We start from the raw sequence: 20215 nt of genomic DNA on the forward strand, positions 1-20215 counted from the left end.
CGGTCTTTTTTGTTATTTCATCGGTGTAAATGTCGCGGCGAGGACGTAAACACGGCTTGCGCCCATCTCCCGCAGAGCTTTGACGGCAGCAGCCGCCGTTGCGCCGGTGGTGATAATATCATCGACCAGCACAACGGATTTTCCGGTCAAATCTACGCTGCCCTTCGGCAGAACGGCATCTTTTGCGTTGCTCTGCCGCGCGGCATAATCCTTCTGCGCGGACTGCTTTTTCACGAACCATCGCTTACGCAGTGCCGCCTTACACGGCAGAGAGAGCGGCTTTGCGATGAGCTTTGCAAGCAGCTCGGCCTGATTGTACCCGCGCTTGCGGTAATGCAGAGATCCAATCGGCATGTAGGTAACCAAATCCGGCTGCCAGTCGTCCAGCCGTGCGGTGAGAGCCACGGACATTTGCGCCGCGAACCAGTCCGCGCAGTAGGCGGCGCTGCTGAATTTGAACCGTTTCATGGCATTGCGTACTGTGCCGCGGTAATACAGCGGAGCGATCGTACCGTCCGCTCCGGCAATGGAGATGACCTCATTGCAGCGGTATTCCCGCCGGACTGCGGCGGCACAGTCCGGACAAAGCTGCAGCGTGCGGCTGGTCGTCACCGGAAAATCCGCGCCGCATAAAACGCACCTGTGACCATAAAGAATGCCCATCGAATCACCTCAACTATGCAAAAAGAGCTGTCCGCGCGGGACAGCTCTTTGATTATGCGATATTGCGGAAACTTACTTCTGGAGCAGCTTCTTCAGACGCTCAGCAGCTTCCTTGGTGCGTGCCTGATCGCCGAATGCGGTCAGACGGAAGAAGCCGTCACCATTCTTGCCGAAGCCTGCACCCGGCGTACCAACGACGTTGGCATTCTCAAGCAGGTAGTCGAAGAACGTCCACGAATCCATGCCGTTCGGGCACTTGAGCCACAGGTACGGGCTGCTCTTGCCGCCGGTGTACCAGATACCCAGCTCATCGAGGGTCGCAGCGAGAACCTTAGCGTTCTGCTTGTAGTAGCCGAGGGTCTCCTTGATCTGCTTCATGCCTTCCTCGGTGAAGCAGGCAGCAGCGCCCTTCTGTACGATATACGGAACGCCGTTGAACTTGGTGGTCTGACGGCGCAGCCACATCTTGTTCAGCTTGCCGTCCAGCAGAGCGGTCGGAACAACGGTCCAGCCGCAGCGGGTGCCGGTGAAGCCTGCCATCTTGGAGAAGGAGCAGAACTCGATCGCACAGGACTTAGCACCTTCGATCTCGTAAATGGAGCGCGGCAGAGTCTCATCCTCGATGAAGCACTCGTAAGCTGCGTCATACAGGATAACGGCGTTCTGCTTGTTGGCGTAATCTACCCAAGCCTTCAGACCTGCACGGTCATAAGCAGCGCCGGTCGGGTTGTTCGGAGAGCAGATATAGATGATGTCGCACTGAACGGACTCGTCCGGCAGCGGCAGGAAGCCGTTTGCCTCATTTGCGTCAGCGAATACGATCTTGCGGCCCGCCATAACGTTGGTATCAACGTAAACCGGGTAAACCGGGTCCGGAACCAGAACAGTGTTGTCAGTGCCGAAAATGTCGAGAATGTTGCCGAGGTCGCTCTTTGCACCGTCCGAGATGAAGATCTCATTGGTGGCGAGCTCTACGCCGTGGGACTTGTAGTAGCCGACCAGTGCTTCGTGCAGGAAGCCGTAGCCCTGCTCATCGCCGTAGCCGTGGAAGGTCTCCTGCTTGGCCTGATCCTCAACGGCTGCGTGCAGTGCGTCGATAACAGCCGGTACCAGCGGACGGGTTACGTCGCCGATACCCAGACGGATGATATCAGCCTCCGGATGTGCTTCGGAGTACTCACGCACCTTGCGTGCGATGGTGGAGAACAGATAGCTCTGCTCGAGATTGTCGTAGTTCTTGTTAGTCTGCATTGTTGTTCTGGCTCCTTTTCAGAGATGCCGCGACGAACGCCTTGAACAGGGGATGAGCGCGGTTGGGACGGGACTTGAACTCGGGGTGGAACTGTACGCCGATATAGAACGGATGGTTCGGGATCTCAACGGTCTCCACAAGCTCGCCGGTCGGCGAGGTGCCCGTGATCTGCATGCCCTTATTTTCAATCTCCTCGCGGAAATTGTTGTTGAACTCGTAACGGTGGCGGTGACGCTCGGAAATCATTTCCTCGCCGTACGCCGATGCCATGATAGTATTCGGACGGATCTTGCACGGATAAGCGCCCAGACGCATCGTGCCGCCCTTCTTGGAGATGCCCTGCTGGCTCTCCATCAGGTCGATGACCGGATGGGTGGAATCCGGGTCAAACTCGCTGGAGTTTGCATCCGCGTAGCCGAGCACGTTGCGTGCGTAGCTCATAACCGCGATCTGCATGCCGAGGCAGATGCCGAAGTAGGGGATACCCTGCGTGCGGGCATAGTTTGCTGCACAGATCATGCCTTCCACGCCGCGTGCGCCGAAGCCGCCCGGCAGGATGATGCCGTCAACCTCACCGAGCAGCTTGTCCACGGTGGAGTCGTTGATCTCTTCGGAGTCTACCCAGTCGATATCGACGAAGCAGCCGGTCTCGTAGCCGCCGTGCTGCAGTGCCTCTGCAACCGAAAGGTATGCGTCGTGCAGCTTGACGTACTTGCCGACCAGCGCGATCTTCACATGGTCCTTGCGGGCTGCGATGCGCTCGAGCATTTCCTGCCACTCGGTCATATCGCCCTTGCCTGCGCCGATGGACAGCTCACGGCAGACGATGTCGGACAGATGGCTCTCCTCGAGCATCATCGGTGCCTGATACAGAACCGGCAGGGTGCGGTTTTCGATTACGCAGTCCTCTGGCACGGTGCAGAACATGGAAATCTTGCGCTTGATATCGTCATCCATCGGCTGGTCAACGCGGGCTACGATAATGTCCGGAGAGATGCCCAGACCGCGCAGCTCCTTAACCGAGTGCTGGGTCGGCTTGGACTTCGGCTCATTGGAGCCGGAGATGAACGGAACCAGTGTTACATGGATGAACAGGCAGTTGCGGCGGCCAACCTCAGCAGCAACCTGACGGATCGCCTCGAGGAACGGCTGGGACTCAATATCGCCGGTGGTGCCGCCAATCTCGGTGATAACAACGTCAGCCGAGGTCTTTTTGCCTACCGAGTAGATGAAGGACTTGATCTCGTTGGTGATGTGCGGAATAACCTGCACGGTCTCACCGAGGTACTCGCCGGCGCGCTCCTTGTTCAGAACATTCCAGTATACCTTGCCGGTGGTCAGGTTGGAGAACTTGTTCAGGTCCTCGTCGATGAAGCGCTCGTAGTGGCCGAGGTCGAGGTCGGTCTCTGCGCCGTCGTCGGTAACGTAAACCTCGCCGTGCTGGAACGGGCTCATCGTGCCCGGATCTACGTTGATGTAGGGATCGAGCTTCTGCGCTGCAATTTTCAGGCCGCGGCTTTTCAGCAGACGGCCGAGAGATGCGGCAGTAATGCCCTTGCCCAGACCGGAAACTACGCCGCCGGTCACGAAGATGTACTTTGTCATATCTCAATTTCCCCCTTGAATACGGTCGTTGCCGCGCCCGTCATGAACACGGTTTCATCTGTATAGCGAATGGTGAGGTCGCCGCCGCGCAGGTGCACGACGATATCCTCGTTTTTGTTTGCAAAGCCGTTCAGACATGCTGCCACGCCGGTCGCACAGGAGCCGGTGCCGCACGCCCACGTTTCACCGGAGCCGCGCTCCCAGACGCGCATTTTCAGGCTGCCGTCCGGCAGGACGTTGACAAACTCGGTGTTGACACGCTCCGGAAACAGCGGATGATGCTCAAACTTGGGTCCGATGCGCGTAAGGTCGAGGTCGTCCACATCCTCCTTCTGGAAGATAACGCAGTGCGGGTTGCCCATGGAAACGCAGGTCATGTGGTAGACCTTTTCATCCACAACGATGGGTGCGCTGATGACATTCTCGCCGTCCATATCAACGGGAATCTCCCGCGGAGCAAGAATGGCTGCACCCATGTCCACGCGGGCGGACTGCATTTTGCCGTCCTTGACGGTCAGCTCAAGCGTTTTTACGCCGGAAAGCGTGTCAATGGTGATGGTGGTGCGGCCATCGGTCATGCCGTTGTCGTACAGGTACTTGCCCACGCAGCGGATGCCGTTACCGCACATTTTTCCCTCCGAGCCGTCGGCGTTGAAGATGCGCATCTGCGCATCCGCCTTGTCGGAAGGAGAAATAAGGATAATGCCGTCGCCGCCGATACCGAAGTGCGGTTCACTGAGCTTGATCGAAAGCGACTCGGGATCGGGCACAGTCTGGTCGAAGCAATTAAAATAGATATAATTGTTGCCGCAGCCGTGCATCTTGGTGAAAGCCAGCTTCACACGGATTCCCTCCTTAGAAAATAACAAAATGGCATATAGGCAGGGAAAGACAGAGCTTCTCTGCTCATACACCATTTAGTATATCATAATCTGTCGGGAATTTCTCTATAAAATCGAAAAAACCGAAAAAATTTTCGCGTGAGATATGAGATGTTTTTAAGCGGTATCGCACAAATCACGGCGTTTTTCCGCCGATGATGTCCTCGGCGATGTCTCGCTTGGAGCGGCGCTGGTTCATAGCCTGCTGTTCGATGTAGGAATGCGCCTCCGGCTCGGTCATGCCGCAGCACTCGATGAGCAGACACTTGGCGCGGTCTACCTGACGGATATCCTCAATGCGCTTTTGCAGACGGCGGTTTTCGCTCTGCAGGCCGGTCAGACGGCTGCGTGCGGCGCGCGTCATGCGGAGCGCCTGCATGAACAGCACGCGCGAGAGTGGCTTGGGTACGACGAACACGCCGTCGTCCTCGACCTTTTCGGCAACACTGTCCGCAATCTCGGCCTTAGCGAGCAGGATCACGCCGGAAAGCGTATCATTTGCAGCCTGCTGCGCCATATCATGCCCGAATTCATCGGGCAGCGGCGTGTTAACGAGGATTAGATCAAACGAGCCGTCCACCAGCATGCGCCGGGCCTCCGCACCGGAGGAAGCAGGTGCAAGCTGAGCCTGTACGCCGCAGGACGTTAAAAACTGAGAAAGCATGGTGCGGGATTTTTCGGTTGCAGAAACGAGAAGAATGCGTTCCATGCGGTGTGCTCCTCCTTTCAAACGGTATTATGCGGGATTAGTAGCGTTCAAAATAGAGGGAGCGTTCGGCAGCCGTGCGGTCGTCGGCAAGTACGATGCGGTCGTGTTCGGCCTGCTTGGCGGCGAAAAAGGCTGTGCGTGCCTTTTCGGGCAGGTACTTGGTGATAAAGTCGCTGTCCTTGGCGATGCGGATCGCGTCGCACAGGGCGCCGGGCAGTGCTTCGTATCTGGCACGCACTTCATTGGAAGCGGTGAACAGGTTTTCGTCGCAGGCGGGCGGCAGGGGCAGTCCCTGCTCGATACCGTCAAGACCGGCGTGGATGAGCAGGGCAAATACGATGTACGGGTTAATGCAGCCGTCGAACGCACGCAGCTTCATGCGGTTGGCGGAGTGATCACCGGTCAGCGGCACGGTGATGAGCGGACAGCGGTTCTGGTGTGACCATGTGATGTACTTCGGCGCTTCAAACTCACCCAGACGCTGGAATGAGTTGGTGAGCGGATTGCAGAAGATGGTCATCTCGGCGGCACGCTGCAGAATGCCCGCCACAAAGCTCTGGCCCTCGGCAGATTCTTCAAACGAGGGCTGGAACAGGTTCTTGCCGTTTTTGTTTATCGAAACAGACAGATGCAGTCCGCTGCCCGGCGCATGCGGGAGCGGCTTGGGCAGGAAGGACGCAAACAGGCCGCTTGAGGATGCCATGGACTTGACGACCCACTTGAAGGTGACGAAATTGTCTGCCGCTTCAAGAGCTTCGGCGTAGCGGAAGTCAACCTCGTTCTGGCCGGGGCCCTGCTCGTGGTGGGAGGACTCCGGCTGGATGTTCATCTCCTCGAGCGTCAGGCAGATCTGACGGCGCACGTTTTCCGCCTTGTCAAGCGGCGCTACATCGAAATACTCGCCGTGATCGTGCGGAATGGTGGTTGGATGGCCGTTTTCATCCAGCTCGAACAGGTAAAACTCGCTTGCCGTGCCGATGGTGAGGGAATAGCCTGCACGGCGTGCACGGCGGTTAGCCTCGCGCAGCAAATGACGGCCGTCGCCCTCGAACGGCGTGCCGTCCGGATAGCGGATGTCGCAGTAAAAGCGCACCACGCGGCCCTGAGCCGGACGCCACGGCAGAACGGAAAGCGTTGCCGGATCGGGGAACAGCAGCAGGTCGGAGGCATCCACGTTGAGGAAGCCGCGCAGTGCGGCGGCGTTGAAGTGGATGCCCTGCTCGAAAGCGCGTTCCAGCTCGGTCGGCATGATGGCGATGTTCTTCTGGTTGCCGAAAATATCGCAAAACGCAAGACGAATGAACTTTACGTCGTTCTCCTGAATAAATTGTACGACTTCGCTCATGGTGGTGTCCATAGGGCAAGCCTCCTTTTCATAATGTATCTTGAGGAATAAATTTTTTGCTAAAGAATGCGGAATGGGTGCCAAACCTTGGCTGGGGCACCAAAAGGATAGACACCAAGGTTTCTATCCTCTTGGGACTCCAGTTTCCTTTATTTCATAGTCTGGCGAAAATCAGAGAGCGGCGACCGCTCCGAAAAGGGGAACGGCAGAGGATTTTTTCTACCGCAGGGGAGCACAGTGTACTCCCCTGTCGAAACCCATACACAGTGTCAGATACCGTTCTGCTACACATACGGTTAAATCAACGCAGGTGCGACAGAACAGTGTCGCACAATTCGTTTGCGTGTTGTTACGGACGGCACCTGCGAGTTACACCTATCAGGTAACTCCCATCTCCTCATTTCCAACTCCTGCCTTGCAGGAGTTTTTCACTCTGAGAGCAAAATCAAGCCTCAAAGGTATAAAGCTGCTTATACCCAGCCTCCGGGTTCGGCGTGAGGACGAAATACTTCTGCGAAAGCAGATTCTCCGCGTCTGCATCGAACAGCTGCGCGTATTCCTTGATATACGGTGCAAATTCGGTCATATCGTCCGCGGAGACCTCGCTCACGAGGACCTGACGCGGCAGATCGGTCGGTGCTTTATCACATCTTAACACAATTTTGCCGCCGTGCATACCGGTTCCGCAGAAATTGTTGACCGGGTACGCGCCGTTCTGGCCGATGCCGAGCACAAGGATGAGACCGCCGGCGAGATACTCGCCGAGGAACGAACCCGCCTTGCCGCCGACTACCATAACAGGGAAGTGCTGCTGGTAGGCTTTCATGTGAATACCGGCGCGGTAGCCGCAGTCGCCCTTGATATAGATCTTGCCGCCGCGCATCGCGTAGCCGCAGGCGTCGCCGACGTTGCCGTGCACAACGATCTCACCGGCGTTCATGGTGTCGCCGACGGCCTCCTGCGCGTTGCCGAAGACCTCAATGGTGGAGCCGTTCAGATACTGGCCGAGACCGTTGCCTGCCGTGCCGTGCACGGTGATCTTGCGGTCGGTGGAGCCGCAGCCGATGTAGCGCTGGCCGATCACGTTCTCAACCGTGATCTCGCTGTCCTGCGCTGCGCGGATCTGCTCGTTTACTTGTTTATAATAGGTAAGTCCTGCCTGTACAGTTGTCATTTTCGCGCACCTCCTGTGCTTATTCGCCTGCGTGCTTGATGCCGAGGATGTTCAGCTCACGGTCGGTCAGGCCGATGCCGCGCAGCATAAGACGGTTGCCGCGCAGTGCCTCGATGGAGTTGATGCCCATGCCGCCCATCATTTCCTTGAGCTCGTGATCCCATGCAGTGAGCAGGTTGATGAGACGCTGGGAGCCGATATCCGGATTCAAGCGCTTGACCAGCTCCGGACGCTGGGTTGCAATGCCCCAGTTGCACTTGCCGGTCTGGCAGGTGCGGCACAGGTGGCAGCCCATTGCCAGCAGAGCCGCGGTGCCGATGTAGCATGCGTCCGCGCCGAGCGCGATGGCCTTGAGCAGATCGGCGGAGTTGCGGATGGAGCCGCCGACAACGACCGAAACCTCATCACGGATGCCCTCATCGCGCAGACGCTGATCGACAGCGGCGAGCGCCAGCTCGATCGGGATGCCGACGTTGTCGCGGATGCGGGTCGGAGCCGCACCGGTGCCGCCGCGGTAGCCGTCGATGCAGATGATGTCTGCACCCGAGCGGGCCACGCCGGAAGCGACTGCTGCTACATTATTTACGGCTGCAATCTTGACCATAACCGGCTTCTTATATTCGGTAGCCTCCTTCAGCGAGTAAACCAGCTGACGCAGGTCCTCGATGGAGTAGATATCATGATGCGGCGCCGGAGAGATCGCGTCCGTGCCCTCCGGGATCATACGGGTCTTGGAGATATCCGGGCCGACCTTGAGTCCGGGCAGATGGCCGCCGATACCCGGCTTTGCGCCCTGACCCATCTTGATTTCAATGGCAGCACCGGCTTCGAGGTAATCCTTATGTACGCCGAAACGGCCGGATGCAACCTGCACGATGGTGTGCGGGCCGTACTGGTAGAAGTCCTGATGCAGACCACCCTCACCGGTATTATAATAGGTGCCGAGCGCGCTTGCAGCGCGTGCGAGTGCGGCATGTGCGTTGTAGGAGATCGAGCCGTAGCTCATTGCGGAGAACATGATCGGCAGGTTGAGCTCCAGCTGCGGCGCCAGATTGGGAACCAGATTGCCGTTCTCGTCACGCTCAATCTTGCCCGGCTTTTTGCCGAGGAAGGTCTTGGTCTCCATCGGCTCGCGCAGCGGGTCGATGGACGGATTGGTAACCTGCGAAGCGTTGATGAGAATTTTATCCCAGTAGATGGGGTGCGGGTCCGGGTTGCCCATCGAGGACAGCAGCACGCCGCCCGAGCCTGCCTGACGGTAAACCTCGGAGATCGCCTTGCCGGTCCAGTTGGCGTTCTCGCGGAACGTGTGGTCGGTCTTTACGATTTTAAGGGCACGGGTCGGGCACAGCGCTACGCAGCGGTGGCAGGCTACGCACTTGGACTCGTCCGCCTGCATGCGGTTGTTGTCGGCGTCCCAAAAGTGTACTTCGTTCGCGCACTGACGCTCACAGGCGCGGCAGTTGATGCAGCGGTCGTTGTTGCGGACGACCTCATACTGCGGATATAAGAAATCGATAGCCATTACTGGTTCCCTCCGTTCTTCAGATTAACGATGACCGGCTCGCCGCCCTTGGGCGCCCACAGCTTATCTAGCTCAGGCTGGATGACGCGGATCGCGCATTCCTCGGAGGCGATGTATACGGTGTCGTCCTTTTCGCCGACAACCATGCTGCGCAGCTTGAGTCGGTCGTTGAGCGCCATCAGGCCGCCGGTGTAGCCGACCAGAATGGAGAACGGACCGGTAACCATCAGGGAAGCGAAGGCATTGCGTAGATAGGTGAGACGCTCGCGCTCCTTCGGCTCCTGCTTTTCAATGGTGGACCAGAACGGAGCCGCAATGACATTTGCAATCTCGCTGTACGTCAGGCCCAGCTTGCGGCCGAGGTAATCAATAATGTAGGTGATGACCTCGGTGTCGGTCAGCAGGTCGCAGGAGTAGCCGAACATCTCAATGAAGCGGCGGTTTGCATCATAAGAGGAAATCTCGCCGTTGTGAACGACCGTGGTGTCGAGCAGTGCAAACGGGTGCGCGCCGCCCCACCAGCCCGGTGTGTTGGTCGGATAACGGCCATGGCAGGTCCAGGAGTAGGCCTCGTAGTTTTCCAGCATATAGTACTCGCCAACGTCCTCGGGAAAGCCGTTTGCCTTGAAAACGCCCATGTTCTTGCCGGAGGAGAAGATGTAAGCGCCGTTCAGCGTGTGATTGATGCGGATGACAAAGCGGGAGGTGAACTCACGCTCCTCGAGCTGGCTGGCTGCCAGCTTGGTCGGCAGGGGCGTGACGAAGTAGCGCCAGATCATCGGGGCATCCGTGATGCGCGGATGACGTCGGGTCGGGATCTTGGACAGGTTTACAATGTCAAAGTGACGCTCGATCTCGCGCTCGCACTCTTCCTTGGCTGCCTGCGTATCATAGAATACATGGAACGCATAGTAATCGGCGTATTCAGGGTAGATGCCGTAGCCGGCGAAGCCGCCGCCCAGGCCGTTGGAACGATCGTGCATGGTGCGGATGGAGTCGATAATGCGGGTGCCGTTCTCACGGGTGCCGTCCTTGTGGAAGATACCGGAGATCGCGCAGCCTGCGGGGATGCGGACTTGCCCTTCTTTTTGTAACATGGTGCTTCCTCCTTATATATTGCGCTGAAATTACGGATTCAGAGAAGCAGGCTTCGGCGGGTGCTTTCAGATGGAAGGCGATATGTACCGGCTGCTTAACAAAATAAAAAGGTGCTCGCCGCAGCAGAGGATCAAAAGCCTTAAATCCTCAGCTATGGCGAACACCTTTGTTCGCTTAATATTCTATAGCAGAAAACCGGGAATCGTCAAGCGCAAAGAACATAAAAAAGTGAATTTTCGCATTTTGCACAGGAAGTGACGGTGCGGACAAGCGAAAATTAAGTATGTTGTAGCAAATCTTCCGAAAATGAAAAAAACACCATAATCTCCCTTGACAAAGCAAGGCAGGACGGCTATAATGCAAAGTGTAAACAGCAAAGGCGCTGTGGGCACACGACCCGCAGCGCCTGATTTGTTTTATTCAGTTTGTTTGCTATTAAAATTAACATATGTAAGGAGCGAACCATTCATGAGCATTACGAATGTTCCCGAGCTGTTCGGCAGCATGGTGTTTAACGACACTGTGATGAAAGAACGTCTTCCCAAGGACGTTTACAAGAAGCTGAAGAAGACCATGCGCGAGGGCACCGCGATCGACGCCGATGTTGCTGCTGTTGTTGCAACGGCAATGAAGGACTGGGCGATCAGCAAGGGTGCAACCCATTACACGCACTGGTTCCAGCCGATGACCGGCATCACCGCCGAAAAGCACGACTCGTTCATCACGCCGACCGATGACGGTCATGTGATGATGGAGTTCTCCGGCAAGGAGCTGATCAAGGGCGAACCGGACGCATCGTCCTTCCCGTCCGGCGGTCTGCGCGCAACCTTCGAGGCACGCGGCTACACCGCATGGGACCCGACCAGCTACGCATTTGTAAAGGATGGTTCCCTTTACATTCCGACCGCATTCTGCTCCTACACCGGTCAGATTCTCGATAAGAAAACGCCGCTGCTGCGCTCGATGGACGCCATCAGCACACAGGCGTGCCGCATCCTCAAGCTGTTCGGCAAGGATGTTAAGCGTGTAACCACCACCGTAGGCCCGGAGCAGGAATATTTCCTGATCGACCGCGAGGACTACGCAAAGCGCAAGGACCTGATCTTTACCGGCCGCACCCTGTTCGGTGCAATGCCGCCGAAGGGTCAGGAAATGGATGATCACTACTTCGGCGCACTCCGTCCGCGTGTAGCTGCTTTCATGCAGGAGCTCGACGAGGAGCTGTGGAAGCTGGGCATCCTCTCCAAGACCAAGCACAACGAGGTTGCACCGTGCCAGCACGAGATGGCGCCGGTGTTCTCTACCACCAACATCGCGACCGACCACAACCAGCTGACCATGGAGGTCATGCGTACCGTCGCGCAGAAGCATGGCTTCACCTGCCTGCTGCATGAGAAGCCGTTCGAGGGCGTAAACGGCTCCGGCAAGCACAACAACTGGTCCATTTCCACCGATCGGGGCGAGAACCTGCTCGAGCCGGGCAAGAACCCGAGCGAGAACACTCAGTTCATCCTGTTCCTGACCGCTGTTATCAAGGCTGTTGACGAGTATCAGGATCTGCTCCGCATCTCGGTTGCATCCGCAGGCAACGATCACCGTCTGGGCGCGAACGAGGCGCCTCCGGCTATCATCTCCATGTTCATCGGCGATGAGCTGCAGTCGATCCTTGATTCTATCGAGTCCGGTGCGGAGTACACCGACGTTTACAAGACCAAGATGGATCTGGGCGCTGCTGTTCTTCCGCCGATCCCGAAGGACACCACCGACCGCAACCGTACTTCTCCGTTTGCTTTCACCGGCAACAAGTTCGAGTTCCGTTCGCTGGGTTCGGCCGTCAACATCGCGTGTGCAAACGTTATGCTGAATACCGCAGTTGCCGAGGAGCTCCGCCAGTTCGCTGACGAGCTGGAGGGCGCTGAGGACTTCGAGGCTGCTGTATACGCACTCGTTAAACGCGAGATCAAGGCGCACAAGCGCATCATCTTCAACGGCAACGGCTACGACGAGTCCTGGGTTGCCGAGGCGGAGAAGCGCGGCCTGCTCAACTTCAAGAGCGCGGCAGATGCATTCCCGCACTACGTTGACCAGAAGAACCTCGACCTGTTCGCAAAGCACAATGTTTACACCTCTGCGGAGATCCATTCCCGTATGGAGACCCAGCTTGAGGAGTACAACAAGATCCTGCACATCGAGGCTATGACCATGAGCGATATGGTACGCGAGGAGATCACTCCGGCGTGCATCGCATTTGAAAACGAGCTGGCAGGCACCGTCAATGCCAAGAAGGCAGCAGGCGTTACCGGCGGCATGGAGGCAGGTCTGCTGGGCAAGGTTTCCGAGCTGACCGAGGAGCTGTACACCAAGAGCGCAGCGCTCGACGAGGCTGTTGCAGCCGTTCCGACCGATGATAGCCAGAAGGCAGCACATTACTACCACGATGTTGTCATCTCCGCGATGGACGAAGTCCGTGCACCGGCCGATAAGCTGGAGGGTCTGGTAGGCAAGAAGTTCTGGCCGTTCCCGACCTACTCCGACATTCTGTTCTACGTTTAAGGAACAGAACGAAACTTACATTCGTTAATATTTACACAATGGCGTGTATTTTCCCTTTCTTTTAGAAGAAAGGGGAGGTACACGCCATTTCTATTCCAAGGGGGTTATTAAAAATGGATATCATGGAACTTGCTACGTCGATGGACGTAGGCTGGACGCTTGTTGCGGCGGCGCTGGTATTCTTCATGCAGGCCGGCTTCGCAATGGTTGAGACCGGCTTCACCAGAGCAAAGAATGCCGGCAACATCATCATGAAAAACCTGATGGACTTTTCGCTCGGCACGCCGATCTTCTGGATCCTCGGCTTCGGCATCATGTTCGGCGCGGCAAGCCCGTTCTTCGGCGGCTTTGATTTCTTCGCTGACGGCGTTGTCGGTGAGGGCTACGACTGGACGACCCTGATCTTCCAGACCGTATTCTGTGCAACTGCTGCGACCATCGTTTCCGGTTCGATGGCAGAGCGCACCAAGTTCTCTGCATACTGCATTTATTCGATGATCATTTCCGCAGTTATCTACGATCTCGGGCCACTGGATCTGGGGCGGCGGCTGGCTCGCAGAGCTTGGCTTCCACGATTTTGCAGGCTCCACGGCGGTGCATATGGTCGGCGGCGTCGCAGCTTTTGTCGGCGCAGCTATCCTCGGTCCCCGTATCGGTAAGTACACCAAGGACGGCAAGGCTCGTGCAATCCCGGGTCACTCCCTGACGCTCGGCGCTCTCGGCTGCTTTATCCTGTGGTTCTGCTGGTTCGGCTTCAACGGCGGTTCTACCGTTGCACTGTCGGGCGGCGGTGCTGAGGTTGCATCCCGTGTATTTGTAACCACCAACATGGCAGCTGCTGTTGCAACCGTTACCGTTATGTGCATCACCTGGATCCGCTACAAGAAGCCGGACGTTTCTATGACGCTGAACGGCTCTCTGGCAGGTCTGGTAGCCATCACCGCAGGCTGCGATGTGGTTACTCCGTTCGGTTCGGTTATCATCGGTATCTGCGCAGGCTTTGCCGTTGTATTCGGCATCGAATTTGTCGATCAGAAGCTCAAGGTCGATGATCCGGTCGGCGCTGTCGGCGTGCACTGCATCAATGGCGCACTGGGCACCATCCTTACCGGCCTGTTCGCTTACTATAATGGCACTGAGGTTGAGCCTCTCGGCGTATTCTACGGCGGCGGCTTCCACTTCTTCGGCATTCAGGTTCTCGGCGTAGTCGCAGTCATCGCTTGGGTTGCGATCACCATGACCATCGTATTCAATGTTATCAAGCACACCATCGGCCTGCGCGTAAGCGAGGCTGAGGAGATCATGGGTCTGGATAAGCCTGAGCATGGCCTGTCCTCCGCATACGCAGATTTTATGCCGGTCGTTCCTACTGTTCTGGGCACCAAGGCTGGCGAAACTGCTGCAAAAATCAAGGACACCATTCCGGTAGCGGTCGAGAAGGCAGTTCCGGTGACCAAGGTGACGACCGAGGGCGCTTCGCACGAGCATAAGCTCAGCAAGATCGTTATTATCGCAAAGCAGTCCAAGTTTGAGGTTCTGAAGGAAGCGCTGGCATCCATCGGCGTATCCGGCATGACTGTGACCAACGTAGTCGGCTGCGGCGTACAGAAGGGCGCTCCCGAGTATTACCGCGGCGCTGAGGTTGACGTAACCCTGCTGCCCAAGATGAAGATGGAGGTTGTTGTATCCAAGGTTCCGGTTGAAACGTTGTTGAAACGGTCAAGAAGGTCCTGTATACCGGTCATATCGGTGACGGCAAGATCTTCGTTTACGATGTGGAGAACGTCGTAAAGGTTCGTACCGGCGCAGAAGGCTTTGATGCCCTGCAGGACGATAACTAAATCGCATAAAGGAAAACGCTGAGCGGTGGCTCAGTGTTTTCTTTTTGCGGAATGAAACTGTTGTGTTCATTCTCCGTTTTCCATTACTCACGGCTTGAAATTCGGAAAATACTTCTTCACGAACGGAATATCTTTAACCTTAAAGGTTTTCCCGTTGAGGTACTGCAAGGCTCCCGCGTCCTGCGCAAATCGGAAGGTGAGGGAATAGGCATAGAGCGCCTGACCGGTCTCGCCGTAGGGACGGTTGAGTTCGTTCGTGCCGTATTTGCCGTCACCGAGCAGCGGGCAGCCGATGGACGCCATATGTGCGCGGATCTGGTGCGTACGGCCGGTCAGAAGTTCACACTCCACGAGCGACAGTCTGCCGTGCGACGTGAGCGTGCGGTAGCGCGTGCGTGCGGTCTTGGCACCCGGCACGCGGGTCCTGTGCAGCGTGACCTGCTTGCGCTTTTCATCACGGCGGAGATAATTCTCGATCAGTCCCTCGGGCGGCTTGGGTCTGCCGTGCACGATGCACAGATACCGCTTTTCCATCTCACGGTCCTTGATCTTATCATTTAATATGCGCAGCGCTTCAGCGGTCTTTGCCGCGATGACGATGCCGCCGGTGTTGCGGTCGATACGGTTGCACAGGCTGGTGCAAATGACGCGGCATCATCCGGATTCCACGCACCGGACTGAAACAGGTACGCCTGAATGTGTGCGATGAGCGTATCCGTGTCGCCGTGCTCATCTGCGTGAACGACCATGCCCGGCGCCTTATCCGCCAGCAGGATGTGCTCGTCCTCGTACACGACGCGCACGCGCGGTGTTTTGATGCGGCGGAAGGCTTCTTCCTCCTTCGGTGCGTCAAAATATTCGTCATTGAGGTAAAGCTGCACGGAATCGCCCTCGACGAGCTTGTAGGCAGCTTCAGTGCGCTTGTTATTGACCTTGATGCGCTTTAATCGCAGGTATTTGTGCATCATGCCGCCGGATAAAAGCGGCACAGCTTTCTCTAAAAATTTATTCAGACGTTGTCCGCTGTCGTTTTTTGTGATATAATATTCTCTCAAGGCAGGGTATCCTTTTCCGTTGATTTGCCCGTTTGGGTGAAACCAGTATACCGCATTTTCCGAAAAAAGAAAAGTGCGGGCGGACAGTTCGGAAAAATACCGTGTTTTGTAGATTTTTTGGTTGACAAAGACCGATTGTTTGTAGTATACTATCTTAGTACCATGTGAGGTTGACATGAAGATTGACTTAAAAAAGCTGAACGCGTCTGCACATGCGTCGATTCCGTTCGATGAAACGATCGACCTGACGGACGAAAAGCTCTATGGCGCGAAGCCGTTTCAAAGCCCTGTCCACATCAAAGGCGTGGTTTCCAATGAAAGCGGTGTTGTGAGACTGGCGGGTTCGATCGAAACGATCTACTCCACCGAATGCGCACGCTGCCTGAAACCGCTCGAGATTCCGCTCTCAGCCGAGGCTGACATGATGCTCTCGGATGACCCCGAGGCGGAGGAAGAGGACGATCTTTTTGTGCTGACCAGCGACAGCGTGGATCCTGCGGACGTATTGGTGCCGGCATTGATCCTGCAGGTACAGATGACCTATCTGTGCAAAGAGGACTGCAAAGGCCTCTGTCCGCACTGCGGCGCCGACCGCAATGTGACCGACTGCGATTGCGATAAAAAGCAGATCGATCCGCGATTTGCCGCGCTGCGCGCCCTGCTCGATTCCGACAAGGGCGAATGAGTTCGTATTGAAAAATAAGACGATAGAGTAGGAGGTGTATCCAACATGGCAGTACCTAAGGGTAAAATTTCTAAGGCACGCCGCGACAAGCGTCGTAACTCCCACTGGAAGCTCTCTCTGCCCGGCATGGCTAAGTGCCCGAAGTGCGGCGAGATGAAGCTGGCGCACAGAATGTGCAAGGCCTGCGGCTATTACAACGGTCGTGAGGTTAAGTCCGTTAAGGAAGCGTAAGCCTTAAAACAGAACAGGAAAAATGGAGAAGGCCGGATAGCTTTCTCCATTTTTTTTCAGGTTTCGATGAAAAGGCTCGCCTTTGCATCGAGAAGGGGCGTACCGAGCACGGCTCGGATATGTCCCGGGCGCAAATCGGCGCGTCCTTGCGGCGCACTGATTTGTGTTCTTGCATAAAAAGTCACATACATGCTGCGGCTTTTTATGGATTTGCGAAGCAAATTCGATTGAATGCGCGCTGACGCGCGACTTTTAACGAATTTCTTGCTTGTAATTTGTTTGCAAATGTCTTAAACTGACCTTAAAGGAGGGGAATTTATGGCAAAGCCTATTGTTGCGATCGTCGGTCGTCCGAATGTCGGCAAGTCGCAGCTGTTCAACCGCTTGGCGGGCAAGCGGCTTTCCATCGTTGAGGATACGCCGGGCGTTACCCGCGACCGCCTGTACGCTGACAGCGACTGGCGCGGTCGTGATTTCACCGTCATCGACACCGGCGGCATTGAGCCGTCGAACGATAACGAGATTCTGCAGTTCATGCGCTTTCAGGCAGAGACTGCGATCTCGCATGCGGATGTCATTATCCTGATCACCGATCTGCGCACCGGCATTACTGCCGCCGATCAGGACGTTGCGTCCATGCTGCTGCGCTCGGGCAAGCCGCTCGTGCTGGCTGTCAACAAGTGCGACAAGCCGGGTGATCCTCCGGCGGAGTTTTATGAGTTCTACAACCTCGGTTTGGGCGAGCCGTACGGTATTTCTGCGCTGCATGGCTATGGTGTCGGTGAGCTGCTGGATGCGGCTTACGAATACTTCCCGCCGGCAGACGAGGAAGAGGAGGACGCGGACCGCATTCGTGTGGCCCTCATCGGCAAGCCGAACGTCGGCAAGTCCAGCCTGCTCAACCGCGTGCTCGGCGAGGAACGTGTTATCGTTTCCAATATCGCCGGTACGACCCGCGACAGCGTAGACGCCGATGTGGACAACGCCCACGGTAAGTTTACGTTCATCGACACCGCCGGTATCCGTAAGAAGAGCAAGGTGGACGAGAAGATCGAGAAATTCTCGGTTATGCGTTCGCTGCTGGCGGTAGAGCGCGCCGATGTATGCGTTATCATGATTGACGCGACCGAAGGCGTTACCGAGCAGGACACCAAGGTGGCCGGAGAGGCGCACAACGCCGGTAAGGCGTGCATCATCGTGGTAAACAAGTGGGATCTGGTTGAGAAGGACGGCTCCACCATGAAGGAGTACACGCTGCGTGTCCGTGAGGGTCTGGCATACATGCCGTACGCACCGGTGCTGTTCATTTCCGCGCAGACCGGTCAGCGCGTGGACAAGCTGTTCTCGCTCATCCATGAGGTATATGAGCAGAACCATATGCGCATTCCGACCGGCCGACTCAACGCCATTCTCGCAGAGGCAACCGCACGTGTGCAGCCGCCTACGGACAAGGGCCGCCGTCTGCGTATCTTCTATATGACGCAGGCCTCTACCTGCCCGCCGACATTCGTCTGCTTCTGCAATGACGCGCGTCTGTTCCATTTCTCCTATCAGCGTTATCTGGAAAACCAGATCCGTGAGGTGTTCGGTCTGACCGGTACGCCGGTACGCATGGTCATCCGCGAGCGCAGCGACAAGTCGCAGTAAGGAGAGGGCAACATGACACTTACGCATTTTGCGATCATTGCCGTGTGCGCGTATCTGCTCGGCTCGCTCAGCTTTGCGATCATTGTCAGCAAGGTGACGCTTGGCAAGGATATCCGCAACTACGGCAGCGGAAACGCCGGCCTGACGAACGCGTACCGCACGATGGGTGCGAAAAAGACGCTGTTCGTTCTGCTTGGTGACATTGCCAAGGGTGCCGCAGCGGTTTCGGTCGGCTGGGCGCTCGGCGGTCCGGTCGGCAAGCTGACAGCGGGTATTTTTGTTATCCTCGGCCACATGTTCCCGCTGTATTTCGGCTTTAAGGGCGGTAAGGGTGTGCTGGTCGGCGCGGTTATGCTCGCGTTTTTTGACTGGCGCGTGTTCGCCATTGCATTCGCGCTGTTCATTCTGTCGGTCGTGCTGACAAAGTGGATCTCGCTCGGTTCGATCCTCGGCGCGGTCAGCTTTCCGATCACGACATGGCTGTTCTATCGCGATCCGGTGCTGACGGCGATGGCGTTCGGCATGGCGGCGGCAGTCGTTTTCATGCATCGCTCGAATATCGGACGCATCCTGCACGGCACGGAAAATAAATTCTCTTTTAAGAGCAAAAAGACGATCGAAGCATCGCCTGACGGAGAGGAGAAGTAACATGAAGGTTTTTGTACTGGGTACCGGTGGCTGGGGCATCGCACTGGCGATGCTGCTGCACCAGAACGGACATGAAGTAACCTCGTGGACCTATCTGCAGGAGGAGTGTGACCTGCTGCACCGCGAGCGCTGCAACGAGAAGCTGCTGCCGGGTGTTGTCATTCCGGAGGGCATTGAGATTACGACTGACATGTCCGGCGCTGCCAAGGCGGATCTGGTCGTGCTGGCGGTGCCGTCCTTCGCGGTAGCGAGCACGGCGGAGCAGCTGGCGAAGATCGTGCCGCCGCATACGGTTATCGTCAACGTCGGCAAGGGTCTGGACTCCAAGCACGGCTACTGCCGGTTCTCCGAGACCATCTCGAACGCGATGAACGGCAGCAATCCGGTCGTTGCGCTGACCGGTCCGACGCACGCCGAGGAGGTTGCACGCGGCATTCCGACGGCTATCGTAGCCGCTTCGGAGAGTCGTGCGGCGGCTGAGCTGACGCAGGCGGCGTTCATGAACGATACCAATTTCCGCGTGTACACCTCGTCTGATATCATTGGCTGTGAGCTGGGCGGTGCGTTCAAGAACATTATCGCACTCGGCGCCGGTATTTCGGATGGTCTGGGTCTGGGCGACAACTCCAAGGCGGCGTTCATGACCCGTGGTCTGACCGAGATTGCGCGTCTGGGCGTCAAGCTGGGCGCCAAGCAGGAGACATTTGCGGGCCTGTCCGGTGTGGGCGATCTGATCGTAACCTGCTGCTCCATGCACTCGCGCAACCGCCGTGCCGGTATCCTGATCGGCAAGGGCGCGACTGCGCAGGAGGCGATGAAGGAGGTCGGTGCAACGGTCGAGGGCTATTACGCGACCGAGGCGGGCTATCACCTTGCACAGCAGCAGGGCGTGTCCATGCCGATCACCGAAGCGATGTATGCCGTGCTGTACGGCGGCATGCCTGCACAGGAGGCGATTCGGCATCTGCTCAATCGTCCGCGCCGCGGCGAGCACGAAGAGGTCTGGGTGCACTGAGAAGCTGAAAAGGAAAAGAGAAAGAGAAAACCGACGGTGTGTGCCGTCGGTTTTCTGTATTTCGGAAAAATTTGCGAAAAAAGAAAGAAAAGTGTTGACAGGGGACACATCACCTGATATAATAAATCTTGCTTTGAGGCGGTAAGCCAAAAGCGAGATGAAAGGAATATGCGGCTGTAGCTCATCTGGTAGAGCGCCACCTTGCCAAGGTGGAGGTAGCGAGTTCGAGCCTCGTCAGCCGCTCCACCTTTTCTTCTCAAAATCACATATGCGGCTGTAGCTCATCTG

At 56.7% G+C, this 20215-nt stretch carries 17 protein-coding genes, 1 tRNA gene and 1 pseudogene; 8 read left to right on the plus strand and 11 right to left on the minus strand.

Annotation, left to right across the window (positions count from 1 at the left end; genetic code table 11):
• Positions 1-12 precede the first annotated feature (12 nt).
• From DXB00_RS13945 to DXB00_RS13985, 9 genes are all read right to left on the minus strand, one after another.
• Positions 13-663, minus strand: a complete 651-nt coding sequence (locus tag DXB00_RS13945) for a ComF family protein (protein ID WP_118729103.1) — start codon at positions 661-663, stop codon at positions 13-15.
• A gap of 72 nt (positions 664-735) precedes the next feature.
• The gene (locus tag DXB00_RS13950) at positions 736-1914 is read right to left on the minus strand and encodes an LL-diaminopimelate aminotransferase (RefSeq protein WP_110436138.1); all 1179 of its coding nucleotides are present in this window, start codon (positions 1912-1914) and stop codon (positions 736-738) included.
• Entirely contained in the window at positions 1904-3520 is a 1617-nt protein-coding gene (locus DXB00_RS13955) for a CTP synthase (protein ID WP_117489902.1), read from the minus strand. The genes DXB00_RS13950 and DXB00_RS13955 overlap by 11 nt, the downstream gene beginning before the upstream one ends.
• A complete protein-coding gene (dapF, locus tag DXB00_RS13960; RefSeq protein WP_318261265.1) occupies positions 3517-4362 on the minus strand; it encodes a diaminopimelate epimerase in 846 nt (281 codons plus the stop codon). The genes DXB00_RS13955 and dapF overlap by 4 nt, the downstream gene beginning before the upstream one ends.
• Positions 4363-4537: 175 nt before the next feature.
• Entirely contained in the window at positions 4538-5110 is a 573-nt protein-coding gene (locus DXB00_RS13965; protein ID WP_118761291.1) for an ANTAR domain-containing response regulator, read from the minus strand.
• Between the two features lie 37 nt (positions 5111-5147).
• Positions 5148-6467 carry a glutamine synthetase family protein gene (locus DXB00_RS13970; RefSeq protein ID WP_118761292.1) on the minus strand — a complete coding sequence of 440 codons (1320 nt, stop codon included), beginning with the start codon at positions 6465-6467 and terminating at the stop codon, positions 5148-5150.
• A gap of 433 nt (positions 6468-6900) precedes the next feature.
• Positions 6901-7629 (minus strand): glutamate synthase, encoded by a 729-nt coding sequence (locus DXB00_RS13975; protein WP_118729100.1) that lies wholly within the window; start codon positions 7627-7629, stop codon positions 6901-6903.
• A gap of 19 nt (positions 7630-7648) precedes the next feature.
• Positions 7649-9154, minus strand: coding sequence for a glutamate synthase-related protein (locus DXB00_RS13980; protein ID WP_110436144.1), 1506 nt, complete (start codon positions 9152-9154; stop codon positions 7649-7651).
• Positions 9154-10251, minus strand: coding sequence for a class II glutamine amidotransferase (locus DXB00_RS13985; protein ID WP_110436145.1), 1098 nt, complete (start codon positions 10249-10251; stop codon positions 9154-9156). Before DXB00_RS13985 ends, DXB00_RS13980 begins: the two co-directional genes overlap by 1 nt.
• Before the next feature lie 475 nt (positions 10252-10726).
• Here DXB00_RS13985 and DXB00_RS13995 point away from each other — a divergent pair, with 475 nt between their 5' ends.
• Together DXB00_RS13995 and DXB00_RS14000 are read left to right on the plus strand one after the other, a co-directional pair.
• The gene (locus DXB00_RS13995) at positions 10727-12805 is read left to right on the plus strand and encodes a glutamine synthetase III family protein (RefSeq protein ID WP_119215067.1); all 2079 of its coding nucleotides are present in this window, start codon (positions 10727-10729) and stop codon (positions 12803-12805) included.
• Positions 12806-12927: 122 nt separating this feature from the next.
• Positions 12928-14646: pseudogene (locus DXB00_RS14000) on the plus strand (ammonium transporter).
• Between the two features lie 87 nt (positions 14647-14733).
• Here DXB00_RS14000 and DXB00_RS18015 read toward each other — a convergent pair.
• Entirely contained in the window at positions 14734-15291 is a 558-nt protein-coding gene (locus DXB00_RS18015; protein ID WP_330427936.1) for an RluA family pseudouridine synthase, read from the minus strand.
• On the minus strand, positions 15204-15701 hold the full coding sequence (locus tag DXB00_RS18020; RefSeq protein WP_330427935.1) for a hypothetical protein: 498 nt from the start codon (positions 15699-15701) through the stop codon (positions 15204-15206). Before DXB00_RS18020 ends, DXB00_RS18015 begins: the two co-directional genes overlap by 88 nt.
• A gap of 175 nt (positions 15702-15876) precedes the next feature.
• Here DXB00_RS18020 and DXB00_RS14010 point away from each other — a divergent pair, with 175 nt between their 5' ends.
• The 6 genes from DXB00_RS14010 to DXB00_RS14035 all read left to right on the plus strand — a co-directional run bounded on the left by DXB00_RS14010 (position 15877) and on the right by DXB00_RS14035 (position 20173).
• Positions 15877-16386, plus strand: coding sequence for a YceD family protein (locus DXB00_RS14010; protein ID WP_117751772.1), 510 nt, complete (start codon positions 15877-15879; stop codon positions 16384-16386).
• Positions 16387-16431: 45 nt separating this feature from the next.
• Positions 16432-16617, plus strand: a complete 186-nt coding sequence (gene rpmF, locus DXB00_RS14015; protein WP_110436149.1) for a 50S ribosomal protein L32 — start codon at positions 16432-16434, stop codon at positions 16615-16617.
• A 318-nt stretch (positions 16618-16935) separates the two neighbouring features.
• Positions 16936-18264 carry a ribosome biogenesis GTPase Der gene (der, locus tag DXB00_RS14020; RefSeq protein WP_118284961.1) on the plus strand — a complete coding sequence of 443 codons (1329 nt, stop codon included), beginning with the start codon at positions 16936-16938 and terminating at the stop codon, positions 18262-18264.
• A 12-nt stretch (positions 18265-18276) separates the two neighbouring features.
• Positions 18277-18912, plus strand: coding sequence for a glycerol-3-phosphate 1-O-acyltransferase PlsY (gene plsY / locus DXB00_RS14025; protein ID WP_118729099.1), 636 nt, complete (start codon positions 18277-18279; stop codon positions 18910-18912).
• 1 nt (position 18913) lies between these two features.
• The gene (locus tag DXB00_RS14030) at positions 18914-19927 is read left to right on the plus strand and encodes an NAD(P)H-dependent glycerol-3-phosphate dehydrogenase (RefSeq protein ID WP_118284960.1); all 1014 of its coding nucleotides are present in this window, start codon (positions 18914-18916) and stop codon (positions 19925-19927) included.
• A 170-nt stretch (positions 19928-20097) separates the two neighbouring features.
• A tRNA-Gly gene (locus DXB00_RS14035) sits at positions 20098-20173 on the plus strand.
• The last annotated feature ends 42 nt before the right edge of the window (positions 20174-20215 follow it).

It is taken from the genome of Butyricicoccus sp. OF10-2 (genome assembly GCF_003481925.1).
In the GTDB taxonomy this organism is placed as follows: Bacteria; Bacillota; Clostridia; order Oscillospirales; family Butyricicoccaceae; genus Agathobaculum; species Agathobaculum butyriciproducens.

Coding starts and splice junctions, on each gene's coding strand:
- DXB00_RS13945 (WP_118729103.1), bottom strand. CDS start 663: ATGGGCATTCTTTATGGTCACAGGTGCGTTTTATGCGGCGCGGATTTT.
- DXB00_RS13950 (WP_110436138.1), bottom strand. CDS start 1,914: ATGCAGACTAACAAGAACTACGACAATCTCGAGCAGAGCTATCTGTTC.
- DXB00_RS13955 (WP_117489902.1), bottom strand. CDS start 3,520: ATGACAAAGTACATCTTCGTGACCGGCGGCGTAGTTTCCGGTCTGGGC.
- DXB00_RS13965 (WP_118761291.1), bottom strand. CDS start 5,110: ATGGAACGCATTCTTCTCGTTTCTGCAACCGAAAAATCCCGCACCATG.
- DXB00_RS13970 (WP_118761292.1), bottom strand. CDS start 6,467: ATGGACACCACCATGAGCGAAGTCGTACAATTTATTCAGGAGAACGAC.
- DXB00_RS13975 (WP_118729100.1), bottom strand. CDS start 7,629: ATGACAACTGTACAGGCAGGACTTACCTATTATAAACAAGTAAACGAG.
- DXB00_RS13980 (WP_110436144.1), bottom strand. CDS start 9,154: ATGGCTATCGATTTCTTATATCCGCAGTATGAGGTCGTCCGCAACAAC.
- DXB00_RS13985 (WP_110436145.1), bottom strand. CDS start 10,251: ATGTTACAAAAAGAAGGGCAAGTCCGCATCCCCGCAGGCTGCGCGATC.
- DXB00_RS14010 (WP_117751772.1), top strand. CDS start 15,877: ATGAAGATTGACTTAAAAAAGCTGAACGCGTCTGCACATGCGTCGATT.
- rpmF (WP_110436149.1), top strand. CDS start 16,432: ATGGCAGTACCTAAGGGTAAAATTTCTAAGGCACGCCGCGACAAGCGT.
- der (WP_118284961.1), top strand. CDS start 16,936: ATGGCAAAGCCTATTGTTGCGATCGTCGGTCGTCCGAATGTCGGCAAG.
- plsY (WP_118729099.1), top strand. CDS start 18,277: ATGACACTTACGCATTTTGCGATCATTGCCGTGTGCGCGTATCTGCTC.
- DXB00_RS14030 (WP_118284960.1), top strand. CDS start 18,914: ATGAAGGTTTTTGTACTGGGTACCGGTGGCTGGGGCATCGCACTGGCG.